The following is a 2,947-nucleotide window of genomic DNA, read 5'->3' on the forward strand; positions in this document are numbered from 1 at the left end:
GATCGATTGCAGATTGCCCTCGTAGAAGCTTTGCGGGCTGACCGAGCCGACGCGGCCGATGGAGGCCCAAGCGCCCAGGGCGCAGACCAGCCCCGCCAAACCGTAAACGCTCATCAAAATGCGGTTGGTGCGGATACCGGCGAGTTCCGCTGCCTCTTTATCGTCGCCCACCGCATAAACATGACGGCCCCAAGCCGTGCGGTTGAGCAGAAACCAAAGGGCAGCAAATAAAATCGCCGTTAAAAACACGCCATAGGTGAATTGCGCGCCCATAAAGCTCACGCGCTCGCCGAACCATTTCAGCAGCGGCGCGCTCTGGTCGATATCCTGACTGCGGATCGATTGCGCGCCCGAAAGCCAAAGGTTCAGGGCAAACAGAATATTCCAGGTGCCGAGGGTCACGATGAACGGCGGTAGCTTCAGCCGAGTCACCAGCGCGCCATTAATATAACCGCAGCCAACCCCGACCACAAAACCGACCATAATCGCAATCGGTGTTGGTACGCCGACGTCGATGGCGAGTTTCCCCATGATAACCGAGGAGAGTACCATGATCGCGGCGACCGACAGATCAATCCCCGCCGTGAGCACAACCAGACTTTGCGCCGCCGCCAAAATCCCGATCACCGAAACCTGCTGTAAGATCAGCGATAAGTTGAACGGATGAAAGAACCGGTCCCCGGCAATCACGCCAAACGCCAGAATGCTGAGCAACAGGACGATGACAGGTACCATCGTTGGGTTGCCGTGCAAAAAATGCTGCAAGCGCACGAGCGGCGAGGGGGCAGGCTCCAAGAATTTCGCAAAATTCTCGTTCAACTTGGTTTCGGGAGGTAGCTTGGTCTCGGAGGGCGTGTGTTCGGGGGGATAAACTCGGGTCATGGTGACTCCGTCGCTGGAAGCGGGCAGGCGCGCCCGTTCGGCACTAGCCTTGCTCATCGCAGGCTCCTCTGTCCCAAAAGAAAAATGGCAGGGTGGCTGACTTTCGACAGCCTGAGGGCACCGGCTGCGACCGGCCACCCTGCCGAGGGGAGTGGGAGTATTAGGCTCGCAAGAAGGCTAGAGGCTTAGCCCCAGCACTTCTTCAGCCCTTCGTCCGAGGTGATGGACGTGATGCCGGGTACGGGCGAATCGGTAATCAGCTCCACGCCGGTATCGTAGAAGTCGAGACCTTCGGTCGCTTTGGGCTTCTGGCCGCTCTTCACAAAGGTTTCAATGGCTTCGATGCCCTTTGCGGCCATCAGCAGCGGGAACTGCATCGAGGTCGCGCCAATCACGCCCTGCTTGACGTTGCGCACGCCAGGGCAACCACCATCGACCGAAACGATGGTAACGTTCTTTTCGATCCCCAGCGCCTTCAGGGCTTCATAGGCCCCGGCGGCGGCAGGTTCGTTGATTGTGTAGATCACATTGATGCCGGGGTCGCGCTGAAGGAGGTTTTCAATGGCTTTGCGCCCGCCTTCTTCGTTGCCCTGCGTCACATCATGGCCAACGACGCGCAGATCGCCTTCATCGCCGATTTTCTTCGGGTCTTTAATGTCGATGCCAAAACCCTTGAGGAAGCCTTGATCGCGCAAATAATCGACCGAAACCTGTTGGGCGCTGAGGTCCAGCATGGCGATTTTCGCGGTCTTGGTTTTGTCGCCGAGCTTGGCGGCGGCCCATTTACCGATGAGTTCGCCCGCTTTGAAATTATCCGTGGCGAAAACCGCGTCCGAGGCCGAGGCCGGCTCCAGCGGCGTATCGAGCGCAATCACCAGAACGCCCGCTTGGCGGGCTTTGGCGATAACCGGCACCATGGCGCGCGAATCAGACGGGGTAATCAAAATGCCTTTTGCGCCACCGGCAATGCAGCTTTCAACCGCAGCAACCTGGGTTTCCACATCGCCATCGAGCTTACCGGCAAAGGTTTGCAAGCTAATGCCGCTTTTGGTTGCAGCGGCGGCGGCACCCTCCTTCATTTTTACGAAGAAGGGGTTGGTTTCGGTTTTGGTAATCAAGCAGGCCTTGGTTTGGGCCAAGGCAGCATTGCTTACGGCCATACCCGCGATAAGGGCACCAAGGCACGACGCTAAAGTCAGAGCTTTCATAATGAGATCCTCCCGGTGGATCGCTATGGGCGCGTCCGTTATGGACTGCGCGTTATTCGGTTGGACAGGGGGGTATGCCCCCCTCTCAACGCTTAGAAAACACCTCCTGCGTGTCGTCGTCAATAGATAAAGCAGGTTGATTTATTTATTCGATGCGTCATTCTTGTGCGGCCCGCGCCCTTGCCCTAAGACCGTGCGGGCGGGAGGAATGATGGTGCTGAACACGATGATCCCAGGACCGGGCGTAGATCCGGCTGGGCGCAAACCTATGGGCGGGCTTACGCTCAATGAGCGGCTGATGCTGTCGCTGGTGCGCCGCCATGGCAGCTTGCCAAAGGCCGAAATCGCGCGGCTCACGGGGCTGTCGTCACAAACCGCCTCCGTGACAATGCGGCGGCTGGAGGAAGATCAACTGCTGGTGCGGGGCGAACCCCAGCGCGGGCGGGTGGGGCAACCCTCCATCCCCTTGGCGCTGAACCCGGACGGCGTTTTCGCAATAGGGCTCAAGGTGGGGCGGCGCAGCGCGGAATTGCTGCTGATGAATTTTGTCGGCACGGTCCGAAAAGTGCTGCGCGAAGCCTATGCCTGGCCCTCGCCCGAGGCAATCGCCCGCTTTGTGGCGCAGGGGGTTCCCGCCCTAACCGAAACGCTCACCCTCGAACAGCGGGAGCGAATCGCCGGGCTGGGCGTGGCGGTTCCGTTCGAGCTTTGGCTGTGGGGCGATATCGTCGGGGCCGATATGTCGGCGTGGCGCGATACGGATCTGGTCCAGACACTCGCTGCCGTACAGCCCTATCCGGTCTTTGTGGAGAATGATGCGACGGCGGCGTGCGGGGCCGAACTCACCTTCGGGCAAG

The 2,947-nt window shown here is 59.5% G+C and carries 3 protein-coding genes; 1 reads left to right on the plus strand and 2 read right to left on the minus strand.

Annotated features, from left to right (window positions below; genetic code table 11):
* Together ACIQ36_RS19730 and ACIQ36_RS19735 are read right to left on the minus strand one after the other, a co-directional pair.
* Nucleotides 1-939 (minus strand): ABC transporter permease (locus tag ACIQ36_RS19730; protein WP_395832540.1); only part of this gene is annotated, 939 nt, incomplete at its 3' end.
* A 128-nt stretch (nucleotides 940-1,067) separates the two neighbouring features.
* A complete protein-coding gene (locus ACIQ36_RS19735) occupies nucleotides 1,068-2,090 on the minus strand; it encodes a sugar ABC transporter substrate-binding protein (RefSeq protein ID WP_395832542.1) in 1,023 nt (340 codons plus the stop codon).
* A gap of 208 nt (nucleotides 2,091-2,298) precedes the next feature.
* Between ACIQ36_RS19735 and ACIQ36_RS19740 the strand changes: the two genes are divergently transcribed.
* A partial coding sequence (locus ACIQ36_RS19740) for an ROK family transcriptional regulator (RefSeq protein ID WP_395832544.1) occupies nucleotides 2,299-2,947 on the plus strand: 649 nt, incomplete at its 3' end.

Origin of the sequence: Elstera sp., assembly GCF_044372965.1 — a bacterium.
Lineage (GTDB): Bacteria > Pseudomonadota > Alphaproteobacteria > Elsterales > Elsteraceae > Elstera.

What these genes read in the sequence shown, in the direction of transcription:
- ACIQ36_RS19735 (WP_395832542.1), bottom strand. Translation starts at nt 2,090, where the DNA reads ATGAAAGCTCTGACTTTAGCGTCGTGCCTTGGTGCCCTTATCGCGGGT.